This is a genomic window from Bacillus sp. 204(2023) (genome assembly GCF_037027505.1).
Taxonomy (GTDB): domain Bacteria; phylum Bacillota; class Bacilli; order Bacillales; family Bacillaceae; genus Bacillus; species Bacillus subtilis.
This window is the reverse complement of the sequence record NZ_JAXCHE010000007.1, coordinates 49,355-65,480: the sequence shown is the minus strand read 5'-3', so window position 1 is coordinate 65,480 and position 16,126 is coordinate 49,355. Positions and strand designations below refer to the sequence as shown.

Sequence of the window (16,126 nt, the reverse complement as noted above, 5' to 3'; positions counted from 1 at the left end):
AATCTACATAGGTTAGAAGCTTTATTGGAATCTGATACGCCAGAAATCAAAGAAAAGGAAGTCTTTGATTTCAAAAACATATACACATGGAGGTATTTTTTACATGAGAATCAACCACAATATTGCAGCGCTTAACACATTAAACCGCTTGTCTTCAAACAACAGTGCGAGCTCAAAAAATATGGAGAAACTTTCTTCAGGTCTTCGCATCAACCGTGCGGGAGATGACGCAGCGGGTCTTGCGATTTCTGAAAAAATGAGAGGACAAATCAGAGGTCTTGAAATGGCTTCTAAAAACTCTCAAGACGGAATCTCTCTTATCCAAACAGCTGAGGGTGCATTGACTGAAACTCATGCCATCCTTCAACGTATGCGTGAACTTACTGTTCAAGCAGGAAACACAGGTACACAGCAAGATGAAGATCTTGGTGCGATTAAAGATGAAATGGATGCGCTTATTGAGGAAGTTGACGGTATTTCAAATCGTACTCAATTCAACGGAAAGCAATTGTTAGATGGAACTGAAACTAATGGTTTCACATTCCAAATTGGTGCGAATGCTGGTCAACAGCTTAACGTTAAAATTGATAGCATGGCAGCAAAAGACTTAGGTAGTGATACTGTTAAATTGAATACTCTTGATGTAACAAAATTTGATACTACTTCTTTTGATGATCAGCTTAAAGGCATTGATGCAGCCATCAATCAAGTTTCTACTCAACGTGCTAAACTTGGTGCGGTACAAAACCGTCTAGAGCACACAATCAACAACTTAAGCGCTTCTGGTGAAAACCTGACAGCTGCTGAGTCCCGTATCCGTGACGTTGACATGGCGAAAGAAATGAGCGAGTTCACAAAGAACAACATTCTTTCTCAAGCTTCTCAAGCGATGCTTGCTCAAGCAAACCAACAGCCGCAAAACGTGCTTCAATTGTTACGTTAATTTTGAAAGGCTATCTCTTTCTGATAGTTACAGCTTGCCGACAGAGTCCATTAACTGGATGTGCCGGCAGGCTTTTTTTGTTACAATCATTTTGTGACAGCCAGGGAATCACTTGTTTTTTCAAAACAAAAAAGGCAAGATATTGTCATCTAACCTTTAGCTTTGTTTCAGTTATAATGAATGATATGTTTTCCGCAATTACAAAGTCTTCTTATACAGCTGCTTACTTACACTCATTAAATCTTGAACAATATGCGTGTTGCTGCTGTCGAGCAGCACTTTTATATATTGGATATCGTGAGAGATCGGGAAGGGTCCGTGAATCTGCTCAAGCTCGGCGATCATTTCACGATTCATTCTTTTTTGTTCATGAATCAGCTTTAACACTGATTCTTGTGTTACTGTATAGTCACTGGGATCTTTCTCCATTGCTTGTCCAGCCTCCTTGGTTGCCGTAAGCTTTTTACATATTGTAATCGGTATAGCCGGAAGATTCTACTTCTAAAACTTTTTAAAATCCAATTTCCGTAAATCGGAGCATGTCTAAAGAATGAATTTGAAACCTGAAGAGATTTTAAACGTATAAATAAGTAAAACGTCCCTGATCTTTTGTCATGGACAATTCACAATAGGAGTGTGGAATGAATTGAACCGTAATCAAGCTATTATTGCATCACTTTGTTATTTCAGTGTGTTCATTGCGCCAATCATTGTGCCGATTGTCGCATATTTTGTTGTAAATGAGAAAGAAACAAAACGCCATGCGATACGCTCTCTTATTTCTCACATTGTTCCGTTTGTCGGCTGGCTGTTCCTTTTTATTGCGCTACTTGGCGGAGCCGTTGCGATTGATGGAGACAGCTTGCTTCCTGTATTTGTAATCATCGGGGGAGCGGCTATTTATTTCTTGGTTGTCATTGGCATTATCATTTGGAATGTGATTCAGGGCATTAAGGTCCTGCGTGCAGCATAAGTAGACAATGGGGAGGAGATCGTAATGAAGCAAGAAAAGGAACGAATCCTTAAGCTTGTTGAGGAAGGAAAGCTTACAGCACAAGAAGCTTTGACACTGATTGAAAAGCTTGACAGCGACTACAAGGAAAAAGAAGAGAAAATCACAGCGCTCTCAGTTCACGTTCATGACGAGGAAGAGCCATTTACAACGGCAAAAAAAGAAAGCGGCAAGCCGTCTTTAGGAGCCAAGCTGTTTGACTGGATTGATTCTGCTGTGAAAAAGGTCAAGGAAGTTGACCTTGATTTAAACTTTGGCCATGCGTATGATGTTCAGCACATTTTTCAATTTAAAGATACTGACTTTTCCAGTGTTGAGCTGCAAATTGCCAATGGCAGCGTGAATATCGTCCCTTGGGAAGATGACGATATCAGAGCGGAATGCCAGGCGAAGGTATATCGCGCTGACAGCCAGGATGCGGCGAGACACGCATTTCTTCAGCATATTGAATGTGAAATCAAAGGTAATAAGTTTTTTATCCGTACTGAGAAAAAGACGATGAAAACGAATGTCACTTTGTATATTCCTCAGAAGGAGTATGATAAGATTCGAGTGAAGCTGTTTAACGGTCCGGTCAGAGGGGAACATTTACATGTAAAAGAGTTCTCAGCGAAAACGACAAACGGCGTGCTGTCGTTCTCGCACTTAACAGCCGAAAAAGCCATAGCTGAAACGGCCAACGGGCAAATTAAGCTCGCAAGCCACAGCTGCGGAACGATAGAAGCGGAAACCATTAACGGATTGATCGATCTTCGAGGGAAAAGCGAATCCATTGACGTTCAAAGCTTTAACGGAAATATTGCGATTAACGTAACAGAATCAGACTGCCGCTCCATTTATGCAAAAACAACGACTGGAAGTGTGGAGCTTGCGATTCCGGACGATCTCGCAGTGAAGGCAGAGCTGAAAAGCAATCTTGGTTCGCTGTCCCATGAATTAATGGATGTTGAGATGCTGAAGGAAAAAAATGATACCATTCAAAAAGAAATGATGTTCACTTCAAATCAGGCACATGATCAAAACATCACCGTCTTCTCAGAATCACTAACAGGCGCCATCAAACTAAAGTACTCACAGAGGTGATCGAATGAATAAGCTTTATCGCTCAGAAAAAAATAAGAAAATCGCCGGTGTTATCGGAGGTCTCGCGGAATATTTCAATTGGGACGCATCACTCCTCAGAGTCATAACTGTCATCTTAGCCATTATGACAAGTGTCTTGCCGGTTTTGCTCATTTATATCATTTGGATTTTTATCGTCCCGTCAGAAAGGGATATGAAATGACATGGTAAAATGGGCAGTCAGCATTTTAGTCAATGCATTGTTATTAATCGTCATTGATGGATATATTGACTCCATCCATATCAGCAGCATTGGGGCAGCGATTATCGCCAGCCTCATTTTATCGATCTTAAACGTGCTGATTAAACCGCTTTTAATTATCTTTACACTGCCGGTCACCATGGTGACGCTTGGGCTCTTCTTGTTTGTGATTAACGCCATCACGCTTATGATGACCGCGTCCATTATGGGTGACAGCTTTCAAATCGACGGCTTCGGCACAGCGATATGGGCATCCGTTATCCTGTCGGTCTTCCATTTGCTGATTCAAAAAGGCATTTTAGAGCCGCTTAGAAAAAAATAAAAAAAGCTGCCCGCAAAGGCAGCTTTTTTACATGTTCTGCAGCCTCCTTAAAAAATTGTGAAGTGAAGTGTTCGCTTTTTGTCAGCAGTCCCGCGTATATGTCGTATACCATCTGCTTTGTCAGATTGGATATTGTTTAAAAATGAACTCATAAGCTTCCCTGTTCAGACGCAAAATACATGAAAAGGGAGGTGCTTTGATGAGGAAATACACGGTTATTGCTTCTATATTACTGTCTTTTCTTTCCGTTTTGTCTGGCGGCCATCATGAATCGAAAGCTTTTCCTGTTGTACAGCAGGAACTATTTCAAACGCCTCATTACATACCCTTGCTTGAAAATCCTCCTCAAATTGATGTGAAAGCTGAAATGAGAAACAATCTAATGATTGAGGCTCAAGTTCGCGATAATTCGTATCAAGCATTTTCCGCCTTTCTTTTTTATAAACAAAGTAATGAGCTGGGCTACAAAATGGTGCCGATGGACCCGACCCCAGGAGCGGTCCGCAAGTTTTTGGCACAAATTCCGAAACGTTTGATTTGGAACAGCGAGCTTGAGTATTACATTGTGATGTCGAATGGGAAGCAGCGGGTTGAGTCGGAGACGAAGAAACTGAAGCTTGAAGGATACCAGGCTGACCTTGCCCATATTCCGGAGCTTCTGATCACAGAGCTGGCGGTTGATACGAAGAATATAGGACGCGCAGACGGTTATGAATTTATTGAGATTTTTAATACGACTGACAGAACGATTGATTTTAAAGACTACCATATCCGTTACCGCTACCCAAAAGAAGGGCCTGACTCCGATCTGATTTGGAGACCTGATGAAAGGATCTTGATACCATCCGGCGAAACGTTTGTCGTCTGGCTGAAGCCTGCCGGGCATCCAGAATTGACGTCAGAGGATTTCAATCGTTATTATCAGACACAACTAAAAGAAGGAAAAAATCTCGCGGTGATAGACGAGACAGAGGGTATGGCCAATACGAGGCCGCGGGCCGTTGTGATATCAACGAATACAGGAAAGGACATTTCGGTTGCGCATTATCGGAAACATGCGCTGCGCCGGCTGTCATCAGTGCTTTATAAGTATCCGTTGAACGGAACCGCAGAACTTCTGAACATTTCAATCGGGGAAAAGAATCCGTCTCCCGGAACCGTATTACAGGCACAGGTGCCCGAGCAGAAACGGAAAATCAAGCTCGATAAAGAAAAGCCGGTCATTGAGGATTTGACTGACCGCAAGCCTGTCCGCCCTGCTGAAAGCATTGAGCTGCGGGCTGACATACGGGACCGAAGTCTAGTGAAAACAGCGGCCTTTTACTACCGGACGGATGAGAACAAACCGTTTAAGCGAATTCTTGCTGAAAAAGACCGCAACGATAATCTCTTCCATTATATTGTGTATTCGCCTGAATTGATCGGGAAGGATCAGCTAGAGTATTATGTGGCGGCCGGGGACGGGATCAATGAAGCGAGAACGCCGGTCAAAATGATTGATATTAAACAAACAAGCAAGTCGCACGGCCTGCGGATGAATATTGAAAACAGAGACACGCTGTCGGGAACCCAGTTTCTCAAAGCCACAACAGAAGGGCGAGCTGACCGCATTAAGCTATGGATTGACGGGAAAAAACAAGTGACAGAGCCCGCGATGGAAAAAGAAGTATATTTTGCATTCGATACGAGGAAAACGAACCTTTATTTTAAAAACGCGGTAACGATGGAAGGCAAAGTGCTGAAGGTGTTCGATGATACAACAAATAAATACCGCACCTATTCTGTTCAATTGCCAGAGACACTGCTTCGGAAAGGGAAGCAGCTGCAGCGTATTACGATACGATCGGGTTCGAAGGTGTCTCCGTTTGATACGGCTGAAAACCGTGATGACTTCTTAGTCAAAAACGCCCGATTGGTGTTATCGGATGGAACGGTGATCAGGGATCAGAGGGTGTCCCCTGAGAAGGAACTCTTTATTGGCGATAATCAGCGCTCGAATAAAAGCTGGCAATTTCAGTTCAATCTGCCTGACGGACTATTTACATCACAGCTGCTGGAGTGGGACACATCAAAGCTTTCTGAAGGCGCTCACCATATTCAAGCAAGCGACGGCAAGGAATATGTCAGCCTGGTTGTACGGGTAGATAATTCAGGACCTCACATTGAGCCGAATATCACCGAGGGACAAACGTATAAAGGAAACCTTATCCTGCAGGCGGATATGTATGATAAATGGAGCAAAATTGAGGAAGCGGAAGCGTCTTTAGATGGAGAAAGTATTACACTCCCATATCATACGTCATCTTCTGACCTTTTGCCGGGAAAACATTCTCTAAAAGTGACAGCAACGGATCTCGCGGGCAATAAAACAGTGATTGAGAGGATATTTAAAACCGAACGAGAGCATCCGGACCAGCCGGAGGTTATAGACAGCGAAGCCGACACGCATAAGGCCAAGCTTTCTGTACGGGTGAAAGATCCGACGAATGATGCCATGGATGTTGGTTTTTATAGGGGATTTCAATATACAGCGCGCAATCATGTGAAAATATTTAAGCACGCGTCACTGACTGAACCGCCGAAAAGCTTTGTGCCGGAAAGGGAGACCCCATTTACGAATAAAGAATTGGAGCGGGTATCAGCTGTTGATGGAAAAACAGTATCGACAGAAAACAAAGAGCTTTTCCCTTATCATCGCTTTGAAGTGACGGTTGATCCATCAATTGATGAGAATGATCTGGCTGAAGCAGTCTGGAAGGGCAGTTCTTTGCCGGGGAGAAAGGTGACGATGTATGCTTGGAATTATCGGACAAACGAATGGCAGCCAGTTGACAGCTTCGTCGCGAAGGATGACAAACCGTTTACGCTGAAAGCGTCTGTGATTGCCGCCGATTTTGTACGGGAGTCGAAAATGAATGTGATTGTACAGGATGAAATTCCCCCTGCGAAGGATATGTACACATTTGTCTGGATGTCTGATACACAGTATTACGCCGAAAGCTATCCGCATATTTTTGATAAACAGACCGAATGGATAAAAGATAATCAAAAGCAGCTCAATATCAAATATGTGTTCCACACGGGTGATATTGTAGATGATTCCGCTGATATCAGACAGTGGAAAAACGCTGATCGGTCAATGTCCGTTCTGGATAAGAGCGGAATTCCTTACGGCGTGCTGGCCGGCAACCACGATGTCGGGCATAAGGACGGCTCCTACAGGGCGTTTGGCAAATATTTTGGCAGCGATCGTTTTGATAAAAAATTGCATTATGGCGGTTCCTATAAAAACAACCGCGGACATTATGACCTGATTTCTAGCAACGGCAATGATTATATCATGCTGTACATGGGATGGGGCATTACGGATGAAGACATCACGTGGATGAATCAGGTGTTGAAGAAACACCCTGACCGGATGGCAATTTTAGCTTTTCATGAGTATTTGCTGGTCAGCGGAAACAGAAGCCCAATCGGAGAGAAAATATTCAAAGAAATCGTAAAGCCGAACCCGAATGTCGTGATGGTGTTGAGCGGGCATTATCATAGTGCGATGAGAAAAACAGATGAGCTGGATGATGATGGTGATGGGAAACCGGATCGTCTTGTGCATCAAATGCTGGCCGATTATCAGGGCGGGCCAGAAGGCGGTCAAGGGTATTTGCGTTTGCTTCAATTTGACCAGGCCAATGACATGGTGCACGTATCGACGTATTCTCCGTATGTAAAGGATAAGAATTACTATGATACGGATACCTATGGCAACAAGGATGAATTTTCCCTTTCGCTTGATTTGAAGCCAAGAATCAAAAAGGTGGAAACGGATTATTTTGAATGTAACGTATATACCAATGAAGAGCTCGGAAAACGGGAGCAAGTGAAGAGCGGGGATACAGCTGAATTCCGCTGGGATCATCTTGAACCGCAGTCTGTTTATTATTGGTACATTATAGTGGAAGACAGTTTTAACGGCAAAACGAAATCACCGATCTGGAAGTTCAAGACGAAAAAAGAAACATATCGTCCGGCACCAGACCAGTTTGATTTTCGCCATGTCTCCAATCCTTAAAAAGGGTTGGAGGCTTTTTTTATGAAAGACGATCCATATAGTGGACAAATGTATAACGGTCGCCTCTGTATACGGATTTTGCATGCTCAAAAGCAGTTCCGTTCTGCAGATATGTTGTTCGTTTGATTAATAGGACCGGCGCTCCCTTTTGAATACCAAGAATGTTCGCTTCTTCCGTGGTGGCAGCACTTGGCTCAAGCTCCTGTTTTGCACGGGAAATCGGTATGCTGTTATACCTTTCAATATGATCATAGATCGACGACTGAAAATGCGATTCGTTCAATTCACCCGCAAGCTCAAACGGAATATGTGAGGACTCAATCGCCATCGGAATATCATTTGCCAGCCGCACCCGAGTGATTTTATGGATAGAGGAGGGGTGCCCGCAGCCTAATATAGCCGCGAGCTCCTCAGTTGAATCAATAAGCTGATAATCAATGAGCCTGCTGCCCGGTGTCATCCCGCGGTTTTTCATATCCTCGGTAAAGCTTGTCAGCCCTTGAAGTGCTTGTTCCATTTTTGGCTTGCTGACAAAGGTGCCCCGCCCCTTCAGGCGATAGAGCAAGCCTTCATTAACTAAATTAGAAAGCGCCTGGCGAACTGTCATCCGGCTGATCCCGAATTGTTCGGCATATTCGCGCTCAGAAGGAAGAGGCATATCCGGCTGCAGTTCTCCGCTCTTAATTTGGGTTTTTAATTGCTCCATAATCTGATAATAAATCGGAATAGGCGATTGTTTATTGATATTCATAAGTCAGCATGTTCCTTTCAAGGTCTTAATGACGCGGCTTCACGATCAATCAAAACCGTGACATCGGAATGCAGGTGCAAAGCAGATGCGGGAAAATCTTCGCTGATGTTTCCTTCTAACAGTTTACGAACAGCTTCCGCTTTACTTTTTCCAGAAATAAGCAGCAGAATGCGCTTGCTTGAGAGTATCGTTCGAATTCCCATTGTCAGTGCTTTTTTCGGCACGCTGTCTATGGAAGGAAAATATCTGGCATTCGCTTGGCGGGTTTGCTCATTTAATGTCACAACATGAGTTCGCGACTTGAAAGAGGTTCCCGGTTCGTTAAAGCCGATGTGTCCGTTTCGGCCGATGCCGAGAAGCTGAATGTCAGTGCCGCCGAGGGACTCGACTAGCTGTTCATACCGTCTGCATTCGGCTTCCAAATCGTCTGCATTTCCATTGGGAATAAAATGCCGGCTAGGCTTGCTGTCGATATGCTGAAATAAACGGTCATTCATATAGAAGTGATAGCTGTTCGGGTCATTGCTTGAAAGTCTGGCGTACTCATCCAAATTAACTGTAGTGACGTTTTGAAATGAGAGATTCTCAGTTTGGTGCAGGCGGATCAGCTCGCGATACGTGCCTTCCGGTGTGCCGCCCGTCGCTAACCCGAAAACGGCATCAGGTTTTTCTTTGATTGTATCTGCCATTATTCTGGCTGCTTTTTGGCTTAGCTCTTCATACGTTTGACATTCCATTACTTTCATATCTGGTCAGCCTCCTTGGATATAAATGCAATGTTTCCGCGGCAAATGGTGAGAATCACCTCGCAATCACTGCTGACAATCACCAAATCTGCATCTTTTCCCACAGTCACACTGCCTTTTCGGTCAAAGATGCCCAACTGTTTGGCCGCGTTTGCAGAAGTTATATTAGCTATATCCGTCCAAGAGCAATTTGTAAACTCACGCATATGCCGTGCGCCCTCGTTCATTTTGAGGATCGAACCGGCAAGGGTTCCGTCTGAAAGAAGAGCTGTTCGTCCTCTTACCGTCACACTTTGGCCGCCGAACTCATATACGCCGTCTTTCAGTCCTTTTGCCCTCATGGAATCGGTAATTAAAATGAGCTTGCTGCTGCCTTTCGCCAAAAAAGCAAGCTTTGCAGCTAAAGGATGGGAGTGGATGCCATCGGCTATTAGCTCTGTCACAAACCCATCATGGGCCAGCGCCGTTCCGATCACTCCGGGTTCTCGGTGATGAAACGGGCTCATCGCGTTGTACAGATGGGTCATATGGCTCGCCCCTGCTTTTGCGGCATCCGACAGCATTGCGGAATCGGCATCCGTGTGCCCCATGGACGCGATAATCGATTCGTCTTTCAAATGGCGGATCAGTTCAAAATGCTGATCCTCCTCCGGCGCAAGTGTAACAATTTTGATCAGTCCGCCCGCCTCCTGCTGCCACTTTTTGAAAAGCGCAACATCCGAAGGCCTAATCCACTCCTTTGGCTGCGCTCCGGCTCTTTTAGGCGAAACAAAGGGGCCCTCTAAATGAATGCCGAGCAGTTCTGCACCTAATAAAGAGGACTCTTCAGCCGCTTTCCACTCTCTTGCGTTCACCAAAGCTTGAGAAATGTTCCCATGCTCTTGGGTAATCGTTGTGGCTAAAAAGCTCGTCGTGCCTTCTTCGGGAAGTCTTGACGACATGATGTCGAGCGCAGAAAAGCTTGCATCCATCGTATCTGCGCCATAGCCGCCGTGGATATGAATGTCAATCATGCCGGGAAGCAAAACGGAATTTGCAGGTGCTTGAATCTCTTTTGAATATGACTCCTTGGGCCGTTCTGTTGAGACTGTGCTGATTTTTCCGTCATTGATTCCGACATAGCCGTTTTTGATTACTTCATTTTCTGTCACGATCGCAATGTCTTTGATAAGAAGACTCTCTGCCATAGATGATCCGCCTTTCTGGAATTTGAATACCTTTATTTTACTCTTTTTCAGACTAGTGATCTAGACCAGCTGAGGTGTTTTCCCCCCTTTTATAAAATCTGTTTTAGGTTCAAGCCTGAAAGTGATAAAATGAAAGTATTGTGAGCAAGCTCGGGGCAGCCCGGAACAGGAGGAACATATCGTGGCAAAGGTTCGCACAAAAGACGTAATGGAACAGTTCAATTTGGAATTAATCAGCGGAGAAGAAGGAATTAACCGCCCGATTACAATGAGTGACCTATCAAGACCAGGCATTGAAATTGCCGGATATTTTACATATTACCCGAGAGAGCGCGTGCAGCTTCTCGGAAAAACAGAGCTTTCTTTCTTTGAACAGCTTCCTGAAGAGGAGAAAAAACAGCGAATGGATTCTCTGTGCACTGATGTAACACCAGCTATTATTCTTTCTAGAGATATGCCCATCCCGCAGGAGCTGATTGACGCCTCCGAGAAAAATGGGGTGCCTGTCCTCAGATCGCCGCTGAAAACGACAAGACTGTCAAGCCGTTTAACCAACTTCCTTGAGAGCAGGCTGGCGCCTACCACAGCAATTCATGGCGTTCTTGTCGATATATATGGTGTCGGCGTGCTGATCACAGGAAAGAGCGGCGTCGGAAAAAGCGAAACAGCGCTGGAGCTTGTGAAAAGAGGGCATCGCCTTGTTGCCGATGATTGCGTTGAAATACGGCAGGAGGATCAGGATACTCTTGTGGGAAACGCTCCGGAATTAATTGAGCACCTTCTTGAGATCAGGGGCCTTGGCATTATCAATGTGATGACGCTATTTGGCGCTGGCGCGGTCAGAAGCAATAAACGAATCACGATTGTCATGAATCTTGAACTCTGGGAGCAGGGCAAGCAATACGACCGGCTCGGACTTGAGGAAGAGACCATGAAAATCATTGATACAGAAATTACAAAACTGACGATTCCCGTCCGTCCAGGCCGAAATCTTGCAGTCATCATCGAAGTGGCAGCAATGAACTTCAGATTGAAGCGGATGGGGCTGAATGCCGCTGAACAATTTACCAACAAGCTGGCGGACGTCATTGAAGACGGTGAACAAGAAGAATAGGAGTTGGCGTTAAATGAATGAAGCGATAGAACCACTCAATCCGATAGCTTTTCAGCTGGGGCCGTTAGCCGTCCATTGGTACGGAATCATTATCGGTCTCGGCGCTTTGCTCGGGCTGTGGATTGCGATGAGGGAAAGTGAAAAACGGGGGCTGCAGAAAGATACGTTTATTGATCTTGTCCTGTTTGCCATTCCGATTGCGATTATTTGCGCGCGAATTTATTACGTTGCCTTTGAATGGGACTATTATGCGGCACATCCGGGAGAAATCATTAAGATTTGGAAGGGCGGCATTGCCATTCATGGCGGATTAATCGGCGCCATTTTAACGGGTTATGTGTTTTCGAGAGTGAAAAAACTTTCGTTCTGGAAGCTTGCGGACATTGCCGCGCCCAGCATTTTGCTCGGCCAGGCGATCGGCCGCTGGGGAAACTTCATGAATCAGGAAGCGCACGGCGAGGCTGTCAGCAGAGCCTTTTTAGAAAACCTGCACCTGCCTGAATTTATCATCAATCAAATGTACATCAATGGGCAGTATTATCATCCTACTTTTTTATATGAATCACTATGGAGCTTTGTCGGCGTCATTGTTTTACTGCTGCTGCGCAGAGCGAATTTGCGTAGAGGCGAGATGTTCTTGATCTATATCATTTGGTATTCAATCGGAAGATACTTTATTGAAGGAATGCGGACTGACAGCTTAATGCTGACTGATTCACTTCGCATCGCTCAGGTGATTTCAATCGTATTGATTGTTTTGGCTGTGGCAGCCATCATCTTCAGACGAATCAAGGGATACTCGAAGGAGCGGTACGCGGAGTAGACGTCAACAAAGGGGGATGAGGGATGAAGAAGATCTTTCTTGCCGGTCTTGCAGCAGGTTTTCAAACAACATGGACGCTGGGTAAAGTGATTTTCCCGGTAACGCTATTGGTCACTTTGCTTCAGCATACCCCTGTCATGGATTGGCTTGTACGGCTGATCACATCGGTAATGAGTCTCTTCGGGCTTTCTGGTGAAGCGGCCATTCCGCTTGTACTGGGAAATATGCTGAATCTGTATGCGGGAATTGCCGGGATTTTAACATTGGATTTATCTGTGAAAGAAGTCTTTATTTTAGCTGTTATGCTTTCTTTCTGTCATAACTTGATTATCGAATCGACAGTTGCCGCAAAGGTTGGTATCAGAATTGGCGTCATATTGGCCGTGCGCATCGGTTTGGCCGCTGTGTCAGCCATCGTCATCAACCTCATTTGGCATGGCGGACAGGAAACGGCGCAGTACGGTTTTATCGCTGCGAAGAGCGCCGCGCCAGACAGCTGGCTAGGAATGTTGGCAGAAGCATTAACGAAAGCCGGACTTGGTGTTTTGCAGCTGGCGGCAATTGTCATACCGCTGATGATCATCATCCAGTTTTTAAGAGATTTAGGCTGGCTGCATCGGTTCTCCAGGTGGCTGTCTCCGTTTACGCAGCTGCTTGGCATGAATAAAAATACGTCTATGACGATGGTGGCGGGACTGACGATTGGTCTGGCCTACGGAGCGGGTGTCATGATCAAAGCTGTCGAGGATGACGGCGTGAGCAGGCGGGATATGACATTGGCATTTATATTTCTGGAAGATACACTTGTCTTTATTCCGCTCGGCATACCGGTCTGGCCGCTTCTTTTGATTCATGTTACCACAGCAGTTCTGCTGACAAGGGCTATTGCGCATACATGGAAAAAGTGGAAACCCTCAGCGGTTGGAAAGGAAGCAATATGAGTGACAAACAAGTAACGACGATTCTGTTTGATTTAGACGGAACGCTTATTAATACGAATGAATTAATTATCGCGTCCTTTTTGCATACACTGGAGCATTATTATCCGAGCAAGTATAAACGAGAAGATGTCCTTGCATTTATCGGGCCGTCTCTTTTTGAAACGTTCTCTTCGATGGACCCTGATAAATACGAGGATATGATCGCTATGTACAGAGCGTACAATCATGACATGCATGATTCACTCGTGACTGAATATGAAACGGTATATGAGACCCTGGATGCATTAAAAAAAGCCGACTTTACATTAGGAATTGTGACAACAAAATTAAGAGATACTGTCAATATGGGCCTCAAGCTCACGGGAATCGGCGAATTCTTTGAAACAGTTGTCACCCTTGATGATGTGACGAATGCAAAGCCTGATCCCGAGCCTGTGCTGTTAGCGCTGAAACAGTTAGGAAGCAAGCCCGAGGAAGCCATTATGGTCGGTGATAATTACCATGATGTGCTGGCAGGGAAAAACGCCGGAACAAAAACCGCAGGAGTCGCATGGACGATTAAAGGGCCGGAAACGCTGGCGAAGCATGAGCCGGATTTTATGCTTGAGAAAATGAGTGATCTATTACAAATCGTTGGAGTGAAGTAATCTGTGAGAAAAACAGATCGTCATCCGGTCTCGGGAGCCAACTCACTGTGGCATGTCTATCAAACGGTACCTTTTTTAAAGGTCGTCAAAAATTTCATTGTCATTCAAATTGCGAGATATACGCCGTTTATAGGGATGAAAAACTGGCTGTACCGTACATTTCTGCGGATGAAGGTTGGAAATCAGACATCCTTTGCCCTCATGGTGATGCCAGATATCATGTTTCCGGAAAAGATCTCAGTCGGAACAAATACAATCATCGGGTACAATACGACCATTCTAGCCCATGAGTATTTGATTCACGAATACCGGATCGGCAAAGTTCTGATCGGAGACGAAGTGATGATTGGTGCCAACACGACCATTCTGCCCGGGGTGAAAATAGGAGATGGCGCAGTTGTGTCCGCCGGAACACTTGTCCATAAAGACGTGCCTGCCGGCGCATTTGTCGGCGGAAATCCGATGAGGATCATCTATACGAAGGAAGAAATGCAAGAAAGATTGAAAAAGTCCGCTGAATAACATCAGCGGACTTTTTTTGTTAAAATTGAGTGTTGTTGTTTTCGTAAATATGCTGAACACCAATCCATTTTTGACCGACATTAGAGTAGCGTGTATTTGTCATTCTGACCGTGCTTGTTTTGCTGTCCGTCCGGAATATCGCTTCCTTCATGTTTGTGATGGTGCACTTATCGATGATCACATCAACGTGGAAGGTTGAACCGCCAAGCTGTCTTATGAACTTTCCGCCATTGTCCGCCGTGAAGTTTTTCACTGTGAATGTACTGGCTTTATTGATTTGGAATATCTTATCTGACGCTTTTTGAGCAGAACCGCCGTCGATCGTCACTTTTCCTTCCTTCTTCACCGTTAACGCATCCTCACCAACATCTTCCCATTTCACATTCTGAATGTTAACGTTTCCATAAGTGTGCACGCCATCAGCGGCAGGGGAGCCAAGCACCACATTTTTTAGGGTTGCTCCATCCTCCACACGAAAAACAGGGTCTTGGTTTTCTGACTGGCTTCCGTCGCCTAATTCTTTCCCTGCCACAAACCGCTGTCCTTTCCCGTCATATGTTGTATTTTTTGGTACGATAATTGTTTCGTGCACCACTTTGTCTGCTGCAAAAGCGGTTGATGACTGAAACTGGCTGAACCCCATAACCAAACCGAACATAAATAGGATAGACACGATTTTTTTCAATGATAAATCCTCCCCGGATATCTTTCATTTTTTGCAAGAGAAGCGTCAGCGACTTGCACCGGCTTCTCTCACATAGATCGGGGCAAGGCTGAATCTGCTTTAATCATAAAAACAGACAGCCTGAAAGTAAAGACAATTTTGGGTGAAAAATGGAAAATGAATCGATCTTACCGATTGAAACAAAAAGCATGAATATTGTCGTATTTGCTCAGGATAGAGCATAGTGCGGCTTTCAGGTGTTTACTTTTGAATAACTACGGCCTGGCTGCCCATTTGTTTCCATGCTTTTTCAAAGCTTGTTTTATCGGTTTTTCTGTTTTTATAGCCATACGGATCATTGAGATACACATATTTATCATCATATCCCGTAACGGCGACGCTGTGTTCGCTGTACGTAATCTCTATCGTTCCGTTTGGCGTTTTCCATGTCTGCATGTTGTCAACTGGCGTAAAGTTGGCTGTCGTAATAACCCAAACTGGATTTCCTTTTTCAAGCTGTTCATAAACAGCAGAAATGCTTTTTCCAGTCAGATCAGACACTTTGTCTCCCGCATAGGTTTTCGCCAGCTGATAGATCGGTCGATGGTAGACACCGAGACCAGGGCCATTCGCCATATCCCCGACAAATCCGTCATTCGGATCACCCTTTAATCCGCTGCTGTATGTCAAAGGCACTGTGGCAACCTGATTTGCCAGGGTGTTTTTTGTCACGTCGTATCCCGCGAAATTCAGCACCATCGCAAGGCTTGTTACTTCACAGCCGTTATAGAGCCGGGGTGCGTCCATTTGATTGTAAAGGATGACATCCAGCGGTTTTGCGCTTCCCTTCAGCTCCTTTTTGCTATTCGCAGCTGAGTCTATATCGCTATCAGAAACCACTTTTTTAAGGCTGTTCAAAAAAGGAATATCTATATCTTTTGCATCTATTTTAAGTCCGAAAAAAATAACGCCTGAAAGAATCATCAGGACACATAGAGTTCGCAGTGTTTTCATCTTTATCTCCTTGTTCTCTATTTGATTTGTATTATAGCATGCCAAAC

Annotated in this window: 17 protein-coding genes; 11 read left to right on the top strand and 6 right to left on the bottom strand. The window is 44.8% G+C overall.

Going from position 1 to position 16,126, the window contains the following annotated elements; genetic code table 11:
- The first annotated feature begins 103 nt into the window (after positions 1-103).
- On the top strand, positions 104-943 hold the full coding sequence (hag, locus tag WA279_RS14750; protein WP_050258599.1) for a flagellin Hag: 840 nt from the start codon (positions 104-106) through the stop codon (positions 941-943).
- A 198-nt stretch (positions 944-1,141) separates the two neighbouring features.
- On the opposite strand, the gene WA279_RS14745 is transcribed toward hag, so the two are convergent.
- A complete protein-coding gene (locus WA279_RS14745; RefSeq protein WP_003235419.1) occupies positions 1,142-1,372 on the bottom strand; it encodes a hypothetical protein in 231 nt (76 codons plus the stop codon).
- Positions 1,373-1,589: 217 nt separating this feature from the next.
- On the opposite strand from WA279_RS14745, the gene yvlA reads away from it, so the two are divergent.
- The 5 genes from yvlA (at position 1,590) to WA279_RS14720 (ending at position 7,670) form a co-directional block, all read left to right on the top strand.
- Entirely contained in the window at positions 1,590-1,916 is a 327-nt protein-coding gene (gene yvlA / locus WA279_RS14740) for a protein YvlA (protein ID WP_336155822.1), read from the top strand.
- Positions 1,917-1,940: 24 nt separating this feature from the next.
- The gene (locus WA279_RS14735; protein WP_014478112.1) at positions 1,941-3,038 is read left to right on the top strand and encodes a DUF4097 family beta strand repeat-containing protein; all 1,098 of its coding nucleotides are present in this window, start codon (positions 1,941-1,943) and stop codon (positions 3,036-3,038) included.
- A 4-nt stretch (positions 3,039-3,042) separates the two neighbouring features.
- Entirely contained in the window at positions 3,043-3,240 is a 198-nt protein-coding gene (locus WA279_RS14730) for a PspC domain-containing protein (protein ID WP_003228065.1), read from the top strand.
- Position 3,241: 1 nt separating this feature from the next.
- On the top strand, positions 3,242-3,601 hold the full coding sequence (locus WA279_RS14725) for a phage holin family protein (protein WP_003228066.1): 360 nt from the start codon (positions 3,242-3,244) through the stop codon (positions 3,599-3,601).
- 199 nt (positions 3,602-3,800) lie between these two features.
- Complete coding sequence (locus WA279_RS14720) at positions 3,801-7,670, top strand: metallophosphoesterase (RefSeq protein WP_336155820.1); 3,870 nt, start codon at positions 3,801-3,803, stop codon at positions 7,668-7,670.
- A gap of 19 nt (positions 7,671-7,689) precedes the next feature.
- Here the strand turns inward: WA279_RS14720 and nagR are convergent, their stop codons facing one another.
- Genes nagR through nagA form a run of 3 tightly spaced genes read right to left on the bottom strand, consistent with a single transcriptional unit; the run spans position 7,690 to position 10,354 of the window.
- Entirely contained in the window at positions 7,690-8,421 is a 732-nt protein-coding gene (gene nagR, locus WA279_RS14715) for an N-acetylglucosamine utilization transcriptional regulator NagR (protein WP_172849913.1), read from the bottom strand.
- A gap of 17 nt (positions 8,422-8,438) precedes the next feature.
- The gene (gene nagB, locus WA279_RS14710; protein WP_336155819.1) at positions 8,439-9,167 is read right to left on the bottom strand and encodes a glucosamine-6-phosphate deaminase; all 729 of its coding nucleotides are present in this window, start codon (positions 9,165-9,167) and stop codon (positions 8,439-8,441) included.
- Positions 9,164-10,354, bottom strand: a complete 1,191-nt coding sequence (gene nagA, locus WA279_RS14705; RefSeq protein WP_038829910.1) for an N-acetylglucosamine-6-phosphate deacetylase — start codon at positions 10,352-10,354, stop codon at positions 9,164-9,166. Before nagA ends, nagB begins: the two co-directional genes overlap by 4 nt.
- A 181-nt stretch (positions 10,355-10,535) precedes the next feature.
- Here nagA and hprK point away from each other — a divergent pair, with 181 nt between their 5' ends.
- The 5 genes from hprK to hprF are packed head-to-tail and all read left to right on the top strand — an operon-like array spanning position 10,536 to position 14,401.
- On the top strand, positions 10,536-11,468 hold the full coding sequence (hprK, locus tag WA279_RS14700) for an HPr(Ser) kinase/phosphatase (protein WP_003228097.1): 933 nt from the start codon (positions 10,536-10,538) through the stop codon (positions 11,466-11,468).
- Positions 11,469-11,481: 13 nt separating this feature from the next.
- Positions 11,482-12,291, top strand: coding sequence for a prolipoprotein diacylglyceryl transferase (gene lgt, locus WA279_RS14695; protein WP_336155817.1), 810 nt, complete (start codon positions 11,482-11,484; stop codon positions 12,289-12,291).
- A gap of 23 nt (positions 12,292-12,314) precedes the next feature.
- Positions 12,315-13,232, top strand: coding sequence for a nucleoside recognition domain-containing protein (locus WA279_RS14690; protein ID WP_336155816.1), 918 nt, complete (start codon positions 12,315-12,317; stop codon positions 13,230-13,232).
- On the top strand, positions 13,229-13,879 hold the full coding sequence (ppaX, locus tag WA279_RS14685) for a pyrophosphatase PpaX (RefSeq protein ID WP_336155815.1): 651 nt from the start codon (positions 13,229-13,231) through the stop codon (positions 13,877-13,879). The genes WA279_RS14690 and ppaX overlap by 4 nt, the downstream gene beginning before the upstream one ends.
- Before the next feature lie 3 nt (positions 13,880-13,882).
- Positions 13,883-14,401: a heptaprenylglyceryl phosphate O-acetyltransferase gene (hprF, locus tag WA279_RS14680; RefSeq protein ID WP_021480691.1), complete on the top strand. Its 519-nt coding sequence runs from the start codon at positions 13,883-13,885 to the stop codon at positions 14,399-14,401.
- Between the two features lie 19 nt (positions 14,402-14,420).
- Here the strand turns inward: hprF and pelC are convergent, their stop codons facing one another.
- Together pelC and WA279_RS14670 are read right to left on the bottom strand one after the other, a co-directional pair.
- Entirely contained in the window at positions 14,421-15,086 is a 666-nt protein-coding gene (gene pelC / locus WA279_RS14675; protein WP_336155814.1) for a pectate/pectin lyase PelC, read from the bottom strand.
- 240 nt (positions 15,087-15,326) lie between these two features.
- Positions 15,327-16,079, bottom strand: coding sequence for a C39 family peptidase (locus WA279_RS14670; RefSeq protein ID WP_336155813.1), 753 nt, complete (start codon positions 16,077-16,079; stop codon positions 15,327-15,329).
- Positions 16,080-16,126 lie beyond the last annotated feature (47 nt).